This window comes from Streptomyces sp. NBC_00310, from assembly GCF_036208085.1.
Classification (GTDB): domain Bacteria; phylum Actinomycetota; class Actinomycetes; order Streptomycetales; family Streptomycetaceae; genus Streptomyces.
Window position 1 is genome coordinate 3695681 of record NZ_CP130714.1, and the last position, 16315, is coordinate 3711995.

At 69.0% G+C, this 16315-nt stretch carries 15 protein-coding genes and 4 pseudogenes; 12 read left to right on the forward strand and 7 right to left on the reverse strand.

Annotation, left to right across the window (positions count from 1 at the left end; all coding sequences use genetic code 11):
* Positions 1–92 precede the first annotated feature (92 nt).
* Together OG202_RS16255 and OG202_RS16260 are read left to right on the forward strand one after the other, a co-directional pair.
* The gene (locus tag OG202_RS16255) at positions 93–752 is read left to right on the forward strand and encodes a response regulator transcription factor (protein ID WP_327732263.1); all 660 of its coding nucleotides are present in this window, start codon (positions 93–95) and stop codon (positions 750–752) included.
* Positions 749–1648 (forward strand): annotated as a pseudogene (locus tag OG202_RS16260) (sensor histidine kinase); the annotation flags it as partial. The gene OG202_RS16255 and the pseudogene OG202_RS16260, both read left to right, overlap by 4 nt.
* Positions 1649–1686: 38 nt before the next feature.
* On the opposite strand, the gene OG202_RS16265 reads toward OG202_RS16260, so the two are convergent.
* A complete protein-coding gene (locus OG202_RS16265) occupies positions 1687–2559 on the reverse strand; it encodes a helix-turn-helix transcriptional regulator (RefSeq protein ID WP_327729841.1) in 873 nt (290 codons plus the stop codon).
* Between the two features lie 307 nt (positions 2560–2866).
* Here OG202_RS16265 and OG202_RS16270 point away from each other — a divergent pair, with 307 nt between their 5' ends.
* The 3 genes from OG202_RS16270 to OG202_RS16280 all read left to right on the forward strand — a co-directional run bounded on the left by OG202_RS16270 (position 2867) and on the right by OG202_RS16280 (position 5082).
* A complete protein-coding gene (locus tag OG202_RS16270; protein ID WP_328222994.1) occupies positions 2867–3745 on the forward strand; it encodes a helix-turn-helix transcriptional regulator in 879 nt (292 codons plus the stop codon).
* 269 nt (positions 3746–4014) lie between these two features.
* Positions 4015–4854 (forward strand): SDR family NAD(P)-dependent oxidoreductase, encoded by an 840-nt coding sequence (locus tag OG202_RS16275; protein ID WP_326582976.1) that lies wholly within the window; start codon positions 4015–4017, stop codon positions 4852–4854.
* Between the two features lie 93 nt (positions 4855–4947).
* The gene (locus tag OG202_RS16280; protein WP_327729839.1) at positions 4948–5082 is read left to right on the forward strand and encodes a hypothetical protein; all 135 of its coding nucleotides are present in this window, start codon (positions 4948–4950) and stop codon (positions 5080–5082) included.
* A gap of 563 nt (positions 5083–5645) precedes the next feature.
* On the opposite strand, the pseudogene OG202_RS16285 reads toward OG202_RS16280, so the two are convergent.
* From OG202_RS16285 to OG202_RS16295, 3 genes and pseudogenes are all read right to left on the reverse strand, one after another.
* A pseudogene (locus OG202_RS16285) lies at positions 5646–5861 on the reverse strand (carboxymuconolactone decarboxylase family protein); the annotation flags it as partial.
* 299 nt (positions 5862–6160) lie between these two features.
* Positions 6161–7552 (reverse strand): amidohydrolase family protein, encoded by a 1392-nt coding sequence (locus OG202_RS16290; protein WP_328222995.1) that lies wholly within the window; start codon positions 7550–7552, stop codon positions 6161–6163.
* A gap of 234 nt (positions 7553–7786) precedes the next feature.
* Positions 7787–8542 carry an Atu4866 domain-containing protein gene (locus OG202_RS16295; protein ID WP_326582975.1) on the reverse strand — a complete coding sequence of 252 codons (756 nt, stop codon included), beginning with the start codon at positions 8540–8542 and terminating at the stop codon, positions 7787–7789.
* A gap of 349 nt (positions 8543–8891) precedes the next feature.
* Here OG202_RS16295 and OG202_RS16300 point away from each other — a divergent pair.
* Positions 8892–9170 (forward strand): annotated as a pseudogene (locus OG202_RS16300) (Atu4866 domain-containing protein).
* Between the two features lie 702 nt (positions 9171–9872).
* Here OG202_RS16300 and OG202_RS16305 read toward each other — a convergent pair.
* From OG202_RS16305 to OG202_RS16315, 3 genes are all read right to left on the reverse strand, one after another.
* The gene (locus OG202_RS16305; protein ID WP_327729837.1) at positions 9873–10211 is read right to left on the reverse strand and encodes a helix-turn-helix domain-containing protein; all 339 of its coding nucleotides are present in this window, start codon (positions 10209–10211) and stop codon (positions 9873–9875) included.
* Entirely contained in the window at positions 10208–10531 is a 324-nt protein-coding gene (locus OG202_RS16310; protein WP_443052248.1) for a type II toxin-antitoxin system RelE/ParE family toxin, read from the reverse strand. Before OG202_RS16310 ends, OG202_RS16305 begins: the two co-directional genes overlap by 4 nt.
* A gap of 114 nt (positions 10532–10645) precedes the next feature.
* Positions 10646–11239: a TetR/AcrR family transcriptional regulator gene (locus OG202_RS16315; RefSeq protein ID WP_327729836.1), complete on the reverse strand. Its 594-nt coding sequence runs from the start codon at positions 11237–11239 to the stop codon at positions 10646–10648.
* A gap of 129 nt (positions 11240–11368) precedes the next feature.
* On the opposite strand from OG202_RS16315, the gene OG202_RS16320 reads away from it, so the two are divergent.
* The 6 genes and pseudogenes from OG202_RS16320 (at position 11369) to OG202_RS16345 (ending at position 15904) form a co-directional block, all read left to right on the forward strand.
* Positions 11369–12133: a 3-oxoacyl-ACP reductase family protein gene (locus OG202_RS16320; RefSeq protein ID WP_327729835.1), complete on the forward strand. Its 765-nt coding sequence runs from the start codon at positions 11369–11371 to the stop codon at positions 12131–12133.
* Positions 12134–12233: 100 nt separating this feature from the next.
* Complete coding sequence (locus OG202_RS16325) at positions 12234–13184, forward strand: alpha/beta fold hydrolase (protein WP_327729834.1); 951 nt, start codon at positions 12234–12236, stop codon at positions 13182–13184.
* 44 nt (positions 13185–13228) lie between these two features.
* Positions 13229–13648, forward strand: a complete 420-nt coding sequence (locus tag OG202_RS16330; RefSeq protein WP_327729833.1) for an ester cyclase — start codon at positions 13229–13231, stop codon at positions 13646–13648.
* 28 nt (positions 13649–13676) lie between these two features.
* A pseudogene (locus tag OG202_RS16335) lies at positions 13677–14611 on the forward strand (alpha-L-rhamnosidase-related protein).
* Positions 14612–15278: 667 nt separating this feature from the next.
* Entirely contained in the window at positions 15279–15494 is a 216-nt protein-coding gene (locus OG202_RS16340; RefSeq protein WP_020115394.1) for a type II toxin-antitoxin system VapB family antitoxin, read from the forward strand.
* Entirely contained in the window at positions 15491–15904 is a 414-nt protein-coding gene (locus OG202_RS16345; RefSeq protein WP_327729832.1) for a PIN domain nuclease, read from the forward strand. Before OG202_RS16340 ends, OG202_RS16345 begins: the two co-directional genes overlap by 4 nt.
* Positions 15905–16315: the final 411 nt, after the last annotated feature.

The window sequence follows — 16315 nt, forward strand, 5'->3', positions numbered from 1 at the left end:
CGCAGGGGCTCTGTGTGGCCTTAGGGTCGAGGCGGCTGTGGGTGGTTGGACGGCATGGATGAAGGCGGGGCGGAGCGCGCGTGATCCGGGTAGTGGTGGTGGACGACGAGGCACTGGTCCGCTCGGGCTTCGAACTCATCGTGGGCGCGTCCGAGGACATCGAGGTCGTCGCGACCGCGAGCGGGGGCCTCGCGGTGGAGACCGTCCGCCGGGAGCGGCCCGACGTGGTGCTGCTGGACATCCGGATGCCGGACGTCGACGGGCTCACCGTGCTGCGCGAGCTGCGGACGATGCCGGACGCCCCGGTGGTGGCGATGCTGACCACGTTCGATGCCGACGAGTACATCCTGACCGCGCTGCACTCCGGCGCGGCCGGTTTCCTCCTCAAGGACACCGAGCCGGAGCAGCTCGCGCACCTGGTGCGCACCCTCGCCGCGGGCGGCGTCGTGCTGTCCCCCAAGGCGTCGCGGACGCTGCTGCACAGCCACCCGGGCACCCGGACGGCCGTCGACGAGGCGGCGACCCGCGTCCGGCTGCTCACCGCGCGAGAGCGTGACGCCCTCGTCCTGGTGGCCGAGGGCCTGTCGAACGCCGACGTCGGGGCGCGCATCCACCTGGGCGCCGGCACGGTCAAGGACCACGTCAGCGCGCTCCTCACCAAGCTGCGGGTGACCAGCCGGGTGCAGGCCGCGTTGCTGGCGCAGCGGGCCGGGCTGCTCGACGAGCGCCCGCCGCCCGAGGCCGGACGATGAATCGCGCACGCGTCCAGTGGCAGCGTGTACCTGCGCCGGTCGTCGACATCGCCCTGGTGGCGGTGGCGGCCGTGGACGTATGGCTGATGTGGGACGCCACGTGTCCCGGCGTCGTACTGGCCATGCTCGGCTGTGCCGCGTTGGCCTTCCGGCGCGGGTTCCCGCTCGGCGTCTTCCTGCTCACCCTGCCTCTCGCGATGATGCAGGATGTCGCCGTCGATGTGCTCGTGGCGCTGTTCACTCTGGCCGAACGCTCCCGCAACCGCCTTCTCCTCGCGGGGTGCGTCGCCCTGTCCGCCATCGCGAGCAGCACTCCGTGGCCCCTGGCCTAGGCCGACCGGACCATGACACTGGTCTTCTTCGTGTACGGCCTGGCGACTGCCGCGGCCCCGGTCCTCTTCGGCCAGCTTCTCCAGGCGCAACGGGACTTGGCACGGCGGCTGGTCGAGATCGAGGAGGCCAGGGAGCACGAGCGGGCCCTGCACGCGCAGGCCGTGCTCGCCCGTGAACGCGCCCAGCTGGCCCGCGAGATGCACGACGTGGTCTCCCACCAGGTCAGCCTGATCGCCGTACGGGCCGGGGCGTTGCAGGTCGCCGCCAAGGACGCGGACGCCAAGGAGGCCGCCCGCACGATCCGTTCGCTGAGCGTCACCACGCTCGACGAACTGCGCACCATGGTCACGCTGCTGCGCGCCTCCGGCGGCCAGGCCACCGAGCTGACTCCTCAGCCCACCCTGGTCGACCTGCACAGACTCGTGGAGTCGAGCGGCACCCACGCACAGCTGAAGGGTGAACTCCCGCCCACCGTGGGCACACCGACCCAACGGGCCCCCTATCGCACGGTCCAGGAGGCGCTGACCAACGTCCGCAAGCACGCCCCCGGCGCCACGGCCAGACAGGCGGTAAGCGGCTGTCGTACGGCTCCCGTTCGCGGCTACTGGTCCTTGGCCGCGAGGTCGGCCGCGGGCACGGCCACCTGGGCCTGCTTCGGCTCGGCGGCCATGGCCCTCAGCGTCTCGAAGGCGGCTGCCGTCGGGCCGGCCGGTTCGGCCTGATAGACCACGAGCTGCTGATGCGGGGCCCCGTTGACCGTGAAGGCCGCGAACTTGATGTGCAGGTCTCCGACCTCGGGGTGCTTGAGGTGCTTGCCTTCCTGGGACTTGCTCTTGACCTCGTGCATCTTCCAGATTCCGGCGAATTCCTCGCTCTGCGCGGACAGTTCCGCCACGGCGTCGGCGATGCGGGCCGATTCCGGATCATGGCCGTACGCGGCCCTGAGTTCGGCGACACAGGAGTGCGCGGCTCGCTCCCATTCCTGGTAGAACTCGCGCCCTGCCGGGTCGACGAACACCATGCGGGCGAGGTTGTCGAACTGGTCGAACCCGCTGTGGAGGGCCGTGGCAAGGGAGTTGGCCGCCATGATGTCGAGGGCCGGGCCGACGACGAAGGCCGGAGTGTGCTCCCATCCGTTCATCAGCTCCAACAACTGTTGGCTGATGTCCGCCCGGCCCCAGTCGCGCGGGCGCTGCGAGGCGGTGAGGCAGAGGCGGTTGAGATGGTCGGCGGCTTCCGCATCGAGTTTCAGTGCTTGGGCCACGGCTTCGAGAACCTGCGGGGAGGGGCTGTTCTCGCGTCCCTGCTCCAGCCTGATGTAGTAGTCGGAGCTGACTCCGGCGAGCATCGCGACTTCTTCTCTGCGCAGTCCCGGTACCCGGCGTCGCCCGTATTCGGGCAGACCGACGTCCTGTGGCTTGAGGGCTTCGCGTCGGGCTCTGAGGAAATCACCCAAAGGTGTCCCATTGCTCATGCGGCAAGACTAGATGATTTCCAGCCGACGGGACCTGCCGGTCACCGCACTACGACACTAGGCTGCGGATCTTGAACGCGTAGTACCTTCATGACCTGATGGGCAGGATTTTCCCCGCCTCGCATGGTTTTTGCGGAGGCGCCGGGCTGTCGGGAGGCTTTTCGCCGTCCGTCTCATCCGTCCGTCACATCCGTCCGCCACATCCGTCCGCCACATCCGTGCGCCACCCGTGGGCGCACGATCCTGGGTGTAACGCACCCACCATCGGCGGACCATTTACAGGCGTTTTCCGCCTAGCCTCGGGAGCATGGACAACGTCACGCGCTCCGACTCGGTTGAAGGGCTGGGTCAGTTCCTCCGTGCCCGCCGGGGACGCCTCAGCCCCGCGGACGCGGGACTGCCCAGCGCCGGTCGCCGAAGGGTGCCCGGTTTGCGGCGGGACGAGGTCGCGGCGCTGACGGGTGTCAGCCTGAGCTACTACAGCAGGCTTGAGCAGGGCCGTGAACTCAGCCCCTCGATCCGGGTGTTGGACGCCATGGCCCGCGTGCTGCGCCTCGGGGAGGAGGACACGCGGGAACTCTTCCGGCTGGCCCAGCCGGCAGCTCGCCGCCGCACGAAGTCCCCCGCCAAGGTGGAGCGTGTCCGGCCGCATCTGCGGCAACTGATCGAGAGCTGGACCAGGACGCCGGCGTTCATCATCGGCCACGCCCAGGACCTGCTGGCCACCAACGCACTGACCGACGCTCTCTACCGTGACTTCGCGCAGCACGACAACGTGCTGCGCATGCTCTTCCTGGACCCCGCGGCGAAAACCTTCTACAGGAACGCCGAGCGGGCCAGGCATCGCGCGGTCTCCGACCTTCAGCAGACCGCCGCGAACACCCCCGAGGACGCCCGCATCCTGGAGCTCGTCGGCGAACTGTCGGTGCGCAGCGGCGAGTTCCGCTCCCTGTGGGCGCGTGAGTACACCCGGGTCCCGCCCTACGAGGTCAAGCAGATGTACCACTCCGTCGTGGGAGACCTGGAGCTGCGGCACGAGGCCCTCACCATCCGCAGCGCCCCGGGACAGCAACTCGTCATCCTGCAGGCGGAGCCGGGCTCCCCCTCCGCGGACGGTCTGGCCCTGCTGGGCTCCCTCAGCGCACCTGATGTGCCCCGTCAGCAGAATCCCGCGGACGGCGCCTGAGCCAGGAGAGCCAACCCGGGCCGCTACCGCGCATTCCTCTCGGCGTGCGGTTGGCCGCCGTACGGCCCGCGTCCTGGTGCGTCTGCCGGCCTCGGCCCACCGGAGCTCACCGCTCATCGTGCGGTACTTCGCCGGACGTACGTCTCGTCTTCCTGGGTGTAGGACTCCCAGGAAAATCGCAGCCTTCATAGCGCCGTAGCCGACGGGCAGACTCGAATTCGTCAACAGGAAATCCCCCACAAAGGGAAACGACGAAAGAGGTTTTTCCCATGGCTACGTGGTTTGTCACCGGTGCTTCCCGCGGAATCGGTGCTGAAATCGCCCGCGCCGCCCTGGCAGGCGGTAACAATGTCGTGGTCGCCGTACGGAATCCGGAGCGGGTGCCGGCCGATCTGAAGAACTCCGACCGGGTCTTCGCGGTCGCCCTGGACGTCACCGACAACGACAGCATCCCGCGGGCGGTCGAGGCCGCCGTGGAGCGGTTCGGCGGCATCGACGTCCTGGTCAACAACGCCGGCCGCGGCCTGCTCGGCGCACTGGAGGAGATCACGGACGCGGAGGCCCGGTCGCTGTTCGACCTCAACGTCTTCGGCCTGATCAATGTCACCCGCGCCGTGCTGCCCGTCATGCGCAGGCAGGGCTCGGGCAAGCTCGTGCACATCGGTTCCCGCTCGGGCTTCGAGGGCGAGCCGGGTGTCAGCCTGTACTGCGCGTCGAAGTTCGCCGTCGCCGGCATCAGCGAGGCGCTCTCCGCCGAGATGGCCCCGTTCGGCATCCAGTCGACGGTCGTCGAACCGGGCGTCTTCCGCACCGACTTCCTCGACGCCAGCTCCCTCTCGGTGGCCGCGAACCGCATCACCGACTACGACGACACCCCCGCGCACGTGACGCTGGACTGGATCGACAAGGCCAACCACGCGCAGCTCGGCGACCCCGTCAAGGGCGCCGCCCTCATCGTCGAGGTCGCCTCCGCCGAGAAGCTGCCCACTCACCTCTACCTCGGGCGCGACACCCTGGAGCGGCTCGACGTCAAGTACCAGCAGGTGCGGGACGACCTCGCCCCGTGGCGGGAGAAGTCCGCCGCCACCGCGCACGACGACGCCGCCTGACGCACGGCAGGGCGCCATCGCACTCGGGCGCCCGCAGCCCATCAACAGCCCGGCCTTCCCGACCACGTCACCGACCCCGACGCCTCCCAGCTGATGGCCGGCCTCATCCACGACATCGACTGTCTGCAGTCCGCCGACATCGCCGAAACCGTTGCCTTCATGGCCGCTGTCCCGCGCCACGTCAACCTCACCGAGATCACCATCATGCCGACCGCCCAGGCCATCTGAAGTCCGTCCCGTCATGGCGGGGGAGGAACAGCCGAACGCTGTTCCTCCCCCGCCATGACGCGTCGGCGGACGCGGTTGCCGGGACTCCTCTGAGGCTCAGCAGTCCGGCAGAGGTGGTGCCGCCTTGAGGAAGTCTCCAGTCGAGAACGGGAACGTTGTGGGCCTCGCCGGAGGGTCGGTTCCGTCTGGGCGACGGGACACCACTCACCGCCCCCCGGAGACGGGCCGGAGCCGGGAACGTTGCTCGGGTCTCGTCATCGGTCTGGTCCGAGTAGACGGTGACACGACGGAACCGAGGGTCTGCCCGTGGGCCGTGGGGGGGTACCCCTTCGACGACCTTGACGCGGGCACCGAGCAGGGCCTCGGCCGACGCCAGGGCCAGCCATGTGGCCGGTCGTACGCAGGTCTGTGGGAGTGTCCCGTCTCCGCTTGACGTACCCGAAGCACCACGGCGACTCCGGCAGGGCACGCACCATGAACACGACGGCGCCGCCTTGCTGAGGGCCGGTGGTACGGCGTCCCCTGCTGAGGACGCCGGTCCAGGACCGCTGAGGGAGCCTCCCTTACTGACCGAGGTCGCCGGGCAGCAGACCTCGCTCCGTGAAGACCTTCTTGGCGACGAAGGTGGCGTTGAGTGCCTTGGGCATACCGCAGTAGACGGCGGAGTGCAGCAGCGCCTCGACGATCTCATCGGGCGTCAGGCCGACGTTGAGGGCTGCGTCGATGTGGACGTCGAGCTGCGGCTCGCAGCCGCCCGGGGCGGTCAGCAGGGCGATGGTCGGGGCGGCGGGCGCCCAGGAGGGCGGCTGGTCCGGGGTGCTGGGCGCGGCTGTCGTGTGCCGGAGGGAAGTGGTGGGAGTGAGGTGGGACATGGGAGCTCCGGAAGAGGCGGCCGGTCGCCGCCCCACGTGTCCGCGCCGCACGACCGGCCGATGGCACTGGCCGGATGCGGTGGGTGGGTGCCCCCGGCCGCAGGAGGAGAAGCGGCCGGGGGCGATGGAGGGGACTGCCCAGGCGGTGGGGGTGCCCAGGCGGTGGGGGTGCCCAGGCGGCCGGGTTGATCAGGCGGCTGAGGCGCTCAGACAGCCGGGGTGTTCAGCACGTACTCGCGTGAGGTACGCACCTCGCCGCGCAGGGCGGCCAGGTCGACGTCGAGGACGTGTCCGTCCCACTTTCGGGGCTCGCCGTTGATGAGGACGGCGCTGATGTTGCGGGCGTCGGAGCCCAGCACGATCGTGCCGATGGGGTCGTTGAGCGGCATGTTGTTGAGGTCCTCGGCCTGGATGACCAGCAGGTCGGCCTTCTTGCCCGGCGTGAGTGAGCCGGTGACGCCGGCCAGACCGTTGGTACGGGCACCCTGGAGGGTGGCGAAGTCGAGGACGTCGTGGGTGGTGATGCGGGAGGGTTGCTGGTCGGTGCCGTGGACGGCGTTGACCGCGCGCATCCGCTGGATGGCGTGCAGCGCCCGCATCTGCGTGAACATGTCGCTGGCCAGGGCGACTTCGACGTCGATGCTCAGTCCGGGGCGGATACCGACGGAGAGCGCCTCGTCGACGGCGGGGATCGCGGTCTCCAGGCCGATCTGCGCGTCGGACGTGGGGGCGAGGGCCACGGTGGTGCCGGTCTCCCCCATCGCCTTCCACGCCTCGGAGGTCAGCCCGGTGGAATGGATGAGGGTGACGTCGGGACTGAGAATGCCGTCCTTGGCCCAGCGCAGGACCGCCTCGGAGGAGGAGGTACCGAAGACGGCGTCCACGCTCACCCCGATGCCCAACTCTTTCGCAACGCGGGCGAGTCCGGGGCCGTAGGCGAGGGCCGGTCCGGCGATCTCGTCGGTGGCCAGGGTGGCCAGGCGCAGGGTGAGCAACTGGTCGTCGCTGCTGAAGTACCGGCCCTTGATGCGGGCCAGGTCGCCCGGCCACTGCCGGTCCCACTCGCCGAAGTGCGGGCCCATGGAGGCGTGCACGCCGCGGATGCCGGTGTCGACGAGGGCCTGGACGGCTGCGTCGGAGTGCTCGGGGGTACGGGAGTTGTGGGAGAAGTCGAGCATGGTCGTGATGCCGCTGTCGATCGCGGTCAGGGCGGCCAGCCGGGTGCCGATGTACATGTCCTCGGGCCGGTAGACCGTGGCGTAGCCGGCCAGGGTGGTCATGACGTAGCCGCCGAGGTCATCGACGTCCGGCATGATCCGGCGCAACTGGGCCTCCCAGGCGTGCCGGTGGGTGTCGACGAAGCCGGGGGTGAGGATCGTGCCGGTGGCGTCGACGACCACGGCATCTGCCGCGTCGAGGTCGCGGCCGACGGCGGTGATCGTGTCGCCCTCGACGAGGAGGTCGCCACCGTCGATGACACCGAGGTCGGGGTCCATGGTGACGACGGTCGCGCCGGTGAACAGGACGCGCCGCCGGTCGGCGGGCCGACGCCGGAGCTCTTCGAGGACGGCGACGCTGGTGGTGTCGTTGACGTTCATGAGAGGTCTTCTTTCCGTATGGAGGTGAGGGCCGGGAGGACGGGGCCATGCGCCGGAGACGGCCGGCAGGGTGGGCCGTACGCCGGAGAGGGCTGGGAGGGTGGTCGCCGGGGGCCGGGCTGCTCGGACACCAGCCCTTGGCCGCGCCCGCGGCGGCAGCCAGGCCGCGGTTTCCCCAGGTGTCGCGCACGCGCACCCAGGATCGGGAACCGTGAGTGCGCTGACCGGGGAAGGTCAGCCGAGCTTCATGACGTAGCCCGCGTGGTGCAGTTCGTCGCCCTGGAACTCCCCGTAGGCCCAGAAGCCGAGGTCGTCCAGGTAGTCGATGCGGTCGCCGTCGATCCAGTAGCGGCCCTGGTAGGCGTGCGGGCGTCCGCCCCGGGTCTCGTCGTAGCGGCCGTCGGGGGTGAGCTCCTGGTGCAGGAAGTCGTGTCCGTCGATCCAGACGCCGACGCGCGGGCTGCCGGTCAGGTCCTCAGCGGCCGGGATGCCCGCCTCGGGGGCGGTGGCCCGGCCGGGGACGTCGGCGCCGGACCACAGGACCGGCCGGCCGGCCGCGACGAGTGCGCGCACCTGCTCCGGTCGGGTCATGAGGGTGGCCACGGCGCTCGGCACGTCGGCGGCGAGTTCGTCGGGCACCACCAGGAAGTCGGGGGTGTTGCCCGGGGTCAGCGTCGCGACGTACTCCGAGCGGTGGCCACGCCCGCCGGCCAGCGCCACGGTGTCCACGACGGCGGGGGCGACGGTCGAGCCGGTGCAGTCGACGACGATGGCGTTGTCGTCCCCCGCCGCGGTGATGATGCCGGGGCCGACCCCCACGACCAGGGAACCGACGAAGAGGAGGTCGGCGCCGGTCATGGTCCCGATCAGCGGGTCCATCGTCAGGATGCGGGCGTTGGTGAACAGGACGGGACGCCCCTCGTCGTTCGAGAGGATCTCGTCGAGGACCTCGGGGTTCCAGCGCACGGTGCCGGTGTCGGTGATGCTCATTGCGTGCTCCTCGGTGGAGTCGCCTCGTCGGTGTGCCCGCTGCGCGAAATGAGTGCCGGTGCAGGTCCGAGGCGAGTGGTCGGCAGCTACGGCGGCTGCCTGACCACCAGGTTCGTCGCGCGGCGGATTCGGAACCAGGCCGCCGTTATCCCAGGTGTCCGGCACCCACGATCCGTCCCGGCGCCTACGACCGCGGAGGCCATGGGGAAGGCCCAGGACGGCACGCTTCGCTGCCGCACGGCATGAAGAGACCCGTCGCTCGCGAAGCTGGGTGCGCGGCACCCAGGAAGCCCTCACCTGGGGAGACGGCGGCCTGGTTGCCACCGGTCGTCGGGGCGATCGTAGAGCCATGACCAGCAACGACACGCCCCGCGACCCGCACCCGTACGTCGGGATGTGGGTCACCGCCGACGGACACATCCGTCAGGAACTGCTGCCCGACGGCCGCTACGACGAAGCCCGCGGCAGCCGCCAGAGCGCCTACACCGGCAGCTACACCGTCACGGGCAACCACATCGACTAGGTCGACGACACCGGCTTCACCGCCACCGGCGACATCCGCGACGGCGTTCTCTTCCACGAGCACCTGGTGCTTTACCGCAAGGGCGACGAGCACACCCGGCAGTGAGCCTGACCATGGCCGAGGTCCACCTGCCGGTGACCGCCTCCGCCCGGACGGAGCGTCCCCTTCCGTTTCCCCGCGTCCTGCCAGCCTCCCGAATTAGGCTTCCCAGCCACTCACAGAGGCCACCTGCGGCGACTTCCCCGGCCGCGAGCCGAGACGTCTGTGCAGGTCAGAGCAGTTCGGACGCTCTTTGGCGGCAACACTGTCGAACCCGCGAGCAGCGGATTCGGTTCCGTTCAGGCGAAGTTGACGCTCCGCCAGCCAAAAGGAACGTTTCCGCAGGTCAGAGACCTGCGGAAGTGGGGCGGGTGGGACTCGAACCCACGGCCGACGGATTATGAGTCCCTTGGGGATCTTGGCGGCCCTTGCCGATCATTGCCGATTCACGCCGTTCTTGCAGGTCAGACGTGCTGATCAGGGTCAGCCCTGTGCGGTGCTTGTCGATCTGCTCCTGTCCTTGTGGCCCCTCAATGGCCCCTGGGGGCCGATGAGGTGGACGCTTACCACAGCGGCAGCCGCGTCCGCCCTGTTCAGCCGAGGGACTGGAACCCTTCGCGCAGCGGAGTCCCTTACCGACGCGATGATGCTCCATCCCAGGCCACCGGGGTGGAGCATCATCCCTGACGTCACGAGGCGATCCCGCCCACCGGACTGTGCCTCGACCTGGGTAGCGGCGCGTCGATCGGGTCAGCCGCGTCGATCGGGTCAGCCGAGTACGTAGCTCTCATCACCGAAGTCAGCGACGATCTTCAGCTTGCCGCCGAGCGCCTTGACGTACGCGGCGAGGGTGTCGACCTCACTGCGCTCCAGTTGCCCCTTCTCGATGCGCGAGACGCGGGCCTGGGTGACACCCATGGCTTCGGCAACCTGGACCTGCGTAGTGTGCTGCCGCTTCCGCAACTCGGCGAGGCGGTGCACACGGGAGGCCAGGACCATCACCTGCGCCCCCTTCTGGATCTGGTCCTCTTCGGCATCGATGAAGGCGAAGCCGTCGGCCAGGTCTCCCCAGGAGACGGCCTGCGGGTCCTTGCGGTGATCAGTCATCGTGCCCCGTCCTCTCCATCGATTCGCTTCAGATGCTCCGCGTATGCCTGCTCCGCCTGTGGTACTGCGACGCGGTACCAGCCGGACCAGTTGCCCGCCTGGTCGCCGCCGACCAGGATCACGGCCTGGCGGTCCGGGTCGAACACGAACAGCAACCGCACTTCCGTGGCCCCTGCCGAGCCGGGGCGGAGCTCCTTGAGGTTCGACAGCACAGATCCCTTGATCGTGTCCACCAGAGGCCGACCCAGCGCGGGACCTTCCTCCGACGAGATGATGCCCCACCCCTTGGCCCAGGGTGGAGCATCATCCCCTGACGTCAAAAGACGATTTTGTCCACCGGGCTGTGCATGGACCTGGGTCGCAGCGCGTCAATCGGATCAGCCGAGGACGCAGGCCTCATCGCCGGACTCAGCAACGATCTTCAACTTGCCGAATCACGAGCTCGGCCACGTACTGAGGGCTTGGTCGGCGACGCGGTGCATGTCTTCTCGGCTGGCGCCGCCAGCGGCCTGCACGGCGAGGCCCTGCCCGACGGTGTGCACATAGCGGGCGAGGGTTTCCGGGTCGGCGGTGGGGGGCAAGTCGCCCTCGGCCTGGGCTTTTTCGAAACGTGCCCGTAGGGCCCCTACTCCGGCCTCGCGGCGTTCGGCCAGGTCGCGGCGGACCGGTTCGCTTTCCGGGCCGGCTGCCAGCGCGGACTGCACCAGCAGGCAGCCGCGCGGGCAGCCGGGCGCGGTGTGGGCCTCCACGCCTCCGTGCAGCATCGCCTCGGCCACCTGCCGGGCGGTGGGCAGCTCAAGAGCCGGGGCCACAAAGGCTCCCGGGCCCTGCACATAGCGGTCGACGGCCTTGCGGAACAGCTCCTCCTTGTTGCCGAAGGCGGCGTAGATGCTGCGCCGGTTGATCCCCATGGCCTCGGTCAGCGCAGCGAGCGAGGCACCTTCGTAACCCTCGGCCCAGAACACCCGCATCGCCGCCTCCAGCGCCTCGTCGGTGTCGAAGGACCGGGGCCGTCCCGTGCTGGGCATCGAAGCCTCCTTGAGAAAAGTTCGCCGCCACGGAAGGACTCCCGTGGTTGCTCAGGTTAGTGTCATCATGGATATAGTAACCGAGCGGTTCGGTTCGTAAGTGAAGTGCTGAAGAAATCGGAGACCCCTATGGGCACCCAACTCGCCCCCGGCACCACCCGGTCCGGCGTACGGCCTCTCGACGGCAAGACCGCCCTGGTCACGGGCGGGTCCCGGGGCATCGGTGCCGGGATCGTGCACCGTCTGACCGCCGACGGCGCCCAGGTCGCCTTCACCTACTCCAGCGCCAAGGACCAGGCCGACGCCGTGGCCGAGGCGACGGGCGCCCTGGCCGTGCAGGCGGACAACGCGGACCACGAAGCCGTCCGGGCCGCGGTCAGCCGGACCACGGAGCATTTCGGCGGACTGGACATCCTCGTCAACAACGCCGGCGTCTTCCACGGCGCGCCGATCGAGGACTTCCCGCTGGAGGAGTTCGACCGGCTGATCGCCGTCAACGTCCGGGGCGTGTTCAGCGCCGTGCAGGCCGCCGCTCCCCACCTCGGCCAGGGCGGTCGCATCATCACCATCGGCAGCGTCATCGTCGACCGCGTCCCCTTCCCCGGCGCAACCGTCTACGCCCTGACCAAGGCCGCCGTCGCCGGTCTCACCCGCGGCCTGGCCCGCGAACTCGGTCCGCACGGCATCACCGTCAACAACGTGCAGCCCGGCCCCACTGCTACGGACATGACCCCTGACTCCGGCCCGTACGCGGAATCCCTGAAGCAGCTCATGCCGCTCGATCACTTCGCCGAGCCCGCCGACATCGCCAGCGCCGTCGCCTATCTCGCCGGCCCCGAAGCCCACTTCATCACTGGCACCAGCTGGAACGTCGACGGCGGCATCGCCGTCTGACCGCCCACCCCGGGCGGCCGCAAGCAGGCGCGGTCCACCGGCCTCCAGCCGCACCGCCGTGCACGACGACACCCCCTGTCACAAAGGACGTACCACCACCATGAACGCCTTCACCAAAGCCTCCACGACCGCCGCAGCCGTCGAGTCGGAGGAGCCGCTCAGCCCCGGCTACGACGCGGCGACCAAGGACGACGCCGAGTTCAACAAGCACTTCCGGCACGGCTTCACCACCATCGACGACGTACAGATGCACTACGTCATCGGCGGCGACGGCCCGCAGGTCATGGTGCTGCTGCACGGCTGGCCGCAGAGCTGGTACGAGTACCGCCAGATCATGCCCTCGCTGCTGCCCGGCCGCACCGTCATCGCCATCGACCTGCCCGGCATGGGCGACTCCACCGGAAACCCGCCCTCCAGGACCAAGGCGGTCCTGGCCACGTACATCCACAAGCTCCTCAACCACCTCGGCCACCGCGAGAACGTACAGGTCGTCGCCCACGACTTCGGCGTCAGCGTCGCCTACCCGCTGGCCGCCCAGTACCGCGAGCAGGTGGCCGGGCTGTTCCTCATGGACTACGGCCTGGTCGGCAAGAACCTGAAGTTCGCCACCATCGAGTCGATGTTCTGGCACTTCTCCTTCAACAAGCAGAACCCGCTCGCGGAGGAACTGGTCACCGGCCGGGTCGAGACCTTCCTCACCCACTTCTTCCAGGGGATGAAGACCGCCGGCGAGAACGTGTCCGACGACGAACTGGCCGAGTTCGTCCGGCTGTTCTCCCGCCCCCAGGTCCTGCACGCCGGCTTCGAGCTCTACCGGACCGAGACCCAGGACGAGGCCGACAACGCCAAACTCCAGGAGACCCCGCTGACCATCCCGGTCCGCATGATCACCCAGGCCGGCCTCGCCGACATGGTCCTGCCACCCCTCCAGGACGCCGCCCCCCACGCCACCTCCGCCGACGTCCCCGGCGCCGGACACTTCCTCCTCCACGAAGCACCCGACCGCGTCCTGGCCGAGATCAACGCCTTCTACCCCCACCCCACAGCCTGACCGACTTCGAAAGCCGGCACACCGAGGTGAGAGGAAAACCCCTGATGAACAGCCAACCCACTTCCGCCCGCGATGTCCCTACCCTCGTATTCGCCGCCTTCGACGCGGGCGATATCGATGCGCTGGACACCCTGGTCTCGCCCGATCTCGTCGACCACAACCTGCCTCCAGGGGCTCCCTCGGCGATCGAGGGGATGAAGGGGATGGTCGCTGCCATGCGCGACGGGTTCACCAACCCTCACCACGAAATCGTCTACCAGGCCGAAACAGACGACGGCTGGGTCGTCTCCCAGTGGGTGATCACAGCGACCCACACCGGCCCTTGGTTCGGACTGCCCGCGACAGGCCGTGACGTGACCTGCTCCGGCATCGATCTCGCGCGGGTGGTCGACGGTCGGATCGTCGAGATCCGGCACGTCGAGGAGCTGCTGCAACTGCAGATGCAGATGCAGCTCACCGACTGAGGCAGCAGCAAAGACGCACCAGCGCGGCGTGAGCCGACCAGACGCGGACCTGCACCGGCGTACCGCCGAGACCGCCTGGCGCAAGTGCGGCGACCATGCCCGCACCACCCAGACCGGCTGCGCCCTCGCCCTCCGGTTCGACATCGTGCCCACCGCCGAGCGGGCCGCGGTGGGCGAGGCCCTCGCCGCGCTGGTACGCGCCCGCGACGGACGCATCGCCACCGGGTTCCTGGGCACCCCGTTCGTGCTGCCCGTCCTCACCGGCACCGGCCACACGGACGAGGCGTACCGACTCCTGCTCACCCGGAATGCCCGGGCCGGCTCTACCAGGTCGTCCGCGGTGCCACCACCATGTGGGAGCGGTGGGACGCCATGCAGCCCGACGGCACCATCGACGTCGAGAACGCGGGCACGATGCTGTCGTTCCACCACTACGCCTACGGCGCCGTCGCCGCCTGGCTCTACCAGCCCCGGAGACACCGTCGGCCTGGACACCGCTGCGCCGTCCCGGCCCCTGTACGGCCCTTGGGTCCTGGCATCGGCCCCAAGAGCAGTCGCCCTGACCGCGAGCGACACCCTCGATCTACTCAGTCGCAGGTCAGATGGGTTGGAGCTCCCCCGAACACCGCCGGACACCAAACTCACGAGCAGCGGATTCGGTTCCGTTCAGGCGAAGTTGACGCTCCGCCAGCCAAAGAAGAACGTTTCCGCAGGTCAGAGACCTGCGGAAGTGGGGCGGGTGGGACTCGAACCCACGGCCGACGGATTATGAGTCCTTTGAGGATCTTGGCGACCCTTGTCGATCATTGCTCATCTTGGCCGTTTTCCCAGCTCAGAAGGGATTTGGCGCCTCAGTCCTTTTCGGCCCTTGTCAGTCTTTTCCGATCCTTGTGTCCAACCTGCGTCCAGAACGCGTCCCGGATGGACGCGCTCACCCGGTTTCACGGACCTCTCCCCAGCTGAGGAGAGGGTCTCGAAAGCATGCGCAGCGGATTCCCTTTCCAACGCGCGGAGACTCTCCCCCGGATGCTGAGGCAGAGCCTCTATGGCAGTGGTCACAGGTCAAACGTCTACGCGCGGCCTGGCCGAGTTCCAGTGCGGCCAACCGCGTGGCTGGGGCGGTCGATTCGGGGAGCGGGGCAGCACGGCGACCAGGCCCGCCGCAAAAACGACAGCGGGGCACCAGAGGCTGAAGCCTGTGCCGTACGCGACCTGCAGATCGGCGGACGACACCGCGAGCAAGGCGGCGAGCCGGATCCACGACACTGATCCGGGACCCTTGAAGGCACACGTCCAGGAGTACGTCATGCCGGACAACAAGTTCCTTGTCGGCGTCGCCTGCGGCGCGGCCACGGTGCTCGGCCCGGGCGAGCTGGGCACGCACCCTGGTCTCCGGCACCGCCGTCGACATCCGGATCACCATGCTGAAAGTGACGACCTCCCGCCTCACCTGGGAGTTCGAACGCCGAAAGGAGCCCACCGGGAAGTACCTGGCGCACACCCCTCTCCCGACGCGCTCGCTGCAGGTCCACAGATCTGAGAAACGGACCACCCAGGGGTGCGCGAGCCCATCAATATACAATCGATCATGTATATTGATATACGCCGCAGTGTGCATGAGGAGGCCATCTTGAGCCGCACCGTGATCGACCTCGACGACGAGGCACTGGAAGAAGCCGCCAAGGAACTCGGCACCACCACCAAGCGCGACACCATCAACACCGCCCTGCGCGAGGTCACCGCCCGCTACCGGCGCCTGCGCGCGCTCGAAGACGCCCGGCAACTGGTGACCGACGGAGCCCTGGACATCGACATTCTCCTGGACAAGAACCAGTACCGGCCGTGACCGTCGCCGACTACCTCATCGACACCTCCGCCCTCGCCCGCGTCCTGCTCCGCCAGACCACAACTGAGTGGGACGACAGGATCGGCGCCGGCCTCGTCGCGATCTGCGACATCACGGAACTCGAGGTCCTCTACTCCGCCCGCTCAGCCGCGGACCGCGCGCGACTGAAAGCCGCACTCGACGCCCACTACGCGTGGTGCCCCATGCCTGACGGCATCTACCGCCGCTCCCGCATCGTCCAGGAACAACTGACCACCAAAGGGGAACACCGCAGTGCGGGCCCCGTCGATCTCCTGGTGGCCGCCGCCGCGGAAGAAGCAGGCCTCACCCTGCTCCACTTCGACCGCGACTTCGAAACCATTGCTCGCACGACGGGGCAGCCGGTCCGCATGATCGACCTCAGGCAGTAGAGTCCGCGCGGTCGCACGGAGGGACGTCAGGCCTCTCGCCGACCGCCCACCCAAGGCGGTATCGCGGCGATGCCCCACTGCCGGACGGCCTCGTTCCGCACCCTCGCGCCCGCCCGCGGACTGAGTCGCCTCGCCGACGCCCAGTCCGGGGCACGGCACGCGCGGGTGAACTGCCGTACCCACCCGCCGACCCCGGCAAAGCGGCGCACCCGAAGATCGCCGGACAGCAGGAGCAAGAAACCCCAGGTCCGCGGCCCGACCTTCACCGGCCGGTCCGCTCACCCACCGAACACCGAAAAGAGCAAAAGCCCCAGGTCACGGCGAGTGAGTCCTGGCTCTCACAGAGCCGCCTCCGGGATTCGAACCCGAGACCTAAGCATGACGAGGGCACGAGGGATCACGCCGCCTCGT

What these genes read in the sequence shown, in the direction of transcription:
- OG202_RS16295 (WP_326582975.1), bottom strand. Translation starts at nt 8,542, where the DNA reads ATGAGCATCACCGACACCGGCACCGTGCGCTGGAACCCCGAGGTCCTC.
- OG202_RS16305 (WP_327729837.1), bottom strand. Translation starts at nt 10,211, where the DNA reads ATGACTGATCACCGCAAGGACCCGCAGGCCGTCTCCTGGGGAGACCTG.
- OG202_RS16325 (WP_327729834.1), top strand. Translation starts at nt 12,234, where the DNA reads ATGAACGCCTTCACCAAAGCCTCCACGACCGCCGCAGCCGTCGAGTCG.
- OG202_RS16270 (WP_328222994.1), top strand. Translation starts at nt 2,867, where the DNA reads ATGGACAACGTCACGCGCTCCGACTCGGTTGAAGGGCTGGGTCAGTTC.
- OG202_RS16290 (WP_328222995.1), bottom strand. Translation starts at nt 7,552, where the DNA reads ATGAACGTCAACGACACCACCAGCGTCGCCGTCCTCGAAGAGCTCCGG.
- OG202_RS16315 (WP_327729836.1), bottom strand. Translation starts at nt 11,239, where the DNA reads ATGCCCAGCACGGGACGGCCCCGGTCCTTCGACACCGACGAGGCGCTG.
- OG202_RS16265 (WP_327729841.1), bottom strand. Translation starts at nt 2,559, where the DNA reads ATGAGCAATGGGACACCTTTGGGTGATTTCCTCAGAGCCCGACGCGAA.
- OG202_RS16280 (WP_327729839.1), top strand. Translation starts at nt 4,948, where the DNA reads ATGGCCGGCCTCATCCACGACATCGACTGTCTGCAGTCCGCCGACATC.
- OG202_RS16275 (WP_326582976.1), top strand. Translation starts at nt 4,015, where the DNA reads ATGGCTACGTGGTTTGTCACCGGTGCTTCCCGCGGAATCGGTGCTGAA.
- OG202_RS16320 (WP_327729835.1), top strand. Translation starts at nt 11,369, where the DNA reads ATGGGCACCCAACTCGCCCCCGGCACCACCCGGTCCGGCGTACGGCCT.
- OG202_RS16330 (WP_327729833.1), top strand. Translation starts at nt 13,229, where the DNA reads ATGAACAGCCAACCCACTTCCGCCCGCGATGTCCCTACCCTCGTATTC.